The sequence below is a fragment of the Spongiactinospora sp. TRM90649 genome, assembly GCF_029382225.1.
GTDB lineage: Bacteria > Actinomycetota > Actinomycetes > Streptosporangiales > Streptosporangiaceae > Spongiactinospora.
On sequence record NZ_JARLTC010000089.1, the window covers coordinates 1 to 1,613 of the forward strand.

A 1,613-nucleotide genomic window follows, 5' to 3' on the forward strand; every position below is an offset into this window, starting at 1 on the left:
GCCAGCGGTGGCCGGACGCGTCGGGCGGCGGTGTCGTCGTTCGGGATCAGTGGCACGAACGTCCACACCATCATCGAGGAACCCCCTGTCTTCGACGTGCCTCGGGAACAGGCCGTCTCCGAGCCGCCGGCCGTGCCGGTGGCGATCTCCGGGCGCTCGGCCGACGTGGTCCGCGCCCACGCCGAGCGGCTGATCGGCCTCCTGGAGGTCGACGCCGACCACGGCCTGGTCGATCTCGGCTTCTCGCTCGCGACCACGCGCGCGGCCTTCGACCACCGGGCCGTGGTGCTGGCCTCCGACACGGCCGGGCTTCTGGACGGCCTGCGCGAGCTGAGCACCGGCACACCCGGCGACGCGGTGGTGCGCGGCGTGGCCGCCCCGGGACGGCTCGCGTTCCTGTTCACCGGCCAGGGCTCGCAGCGCGCCGGGATGGGTCGCGAACTCTACGACGCTTTCCCGGCCTTCGCGGAGGCCTTCGACGAGGTGTGCCGGCATTTCGAGGGCGATCTGAAGGAGATCGTCTTCGGCGACTCCGGCCTCCTCGACCAGACGCGCTACACGCAGGCCGGGCTGTTCACGCTGGAGGTCGCCCTCTACCGGCTCCTCGAATCATGGGGAACCACCCCGGACTACCTGCTCGGCCACTCCATCGGTGAGATCGCCGCAGCCCACGTCGCGGGGGTGATGTCCCTCGCGGACGCCTGCCGCCTGGTCGACGCCCGAGGCCGCCTGATGCAGGCCCTCCCGGTGGGCGGCGCGATGCTGGCCGTCGAGGCCACCGAAGAGGAGATCGTCTTCGACGAGCGCGTCAGTATCGCCGCCGTCAACGGCCCGACCTCGATCGTGCTCTCCGGGGTCGCCGAGGCCATCGACGAGCTCGAAGCGACCTATCGCGCCGAAGGCCGTCGCGTGAAGAGGCTGACGGTTTCCCACGCGTTCCACTCGGTGCTGATGGAGCCGATGCTGGCCGAGTTCGGCGCGGTCGCCGCGACCATCGACTACGCCGAGCCGCGCGTCCCGGTCATCTCCAACCTGGACGGCGAGCCCGTCGCCGAGTACACCGCCGGCTACTGGGTCCGCCACGTCCGCGAAGCGGTCCGGTTCGCCGACGGCGTCGCGACCCTGCACGCGCACGGCGTGACCACCTTCGTCGAGCTGGGCCCGGACGCGGTGCTGACCGCGATGGCCCAGCGGTCCGTGGGCGACGACGCGGCGCTGATCCCGGTCCTTCGCTCCGGCCGTCCCGAACCGCGGACGGCGCTGCGGGCGCTGGCGCAGGTTCACGTGCAGGGCGGGCCGATCGACTGGCGGGCCGTCTTCGGCGGATGGGGCGCGGCGACCGTCGAGCTGCCGACCTACCCGTTCCAGCGGCAGCGCTACTGGATCGAGCCGGACCACCACGAGGCGGCGGCCACCGTCGACGCGGCCGAAGCCCGCTTCTGGGAGGCGGTGGAGTCCGAGGACGTCGAGGCGATCGCCGGAACCCTCGGCCTGGCCACGGGCGACGAACTCGGTGTGGTGCTGCCCGCGCTGTCGGCGTGGCGGAAGGATCGCCGTGAGCGTTCCGTCCTGGATTCATGGCGCTACCAGGTGTCCTGGACCCCGCTGGAGGC

Annotated in this window: 1 protein-coding gene; it reads left to right on the plus strand. The window is 72.3% G+C overall.

All coding sequences use genetic code 11. The features are described 5' to 3' along the window. A partial coding sequence (locus P3X83_RS43090; RefSeq protein WP_277311244.1) for an acyltransferase domain-containing protein occupies positions 1–1,613 on the plus strand: 1,613 nt, incomplete at both ends.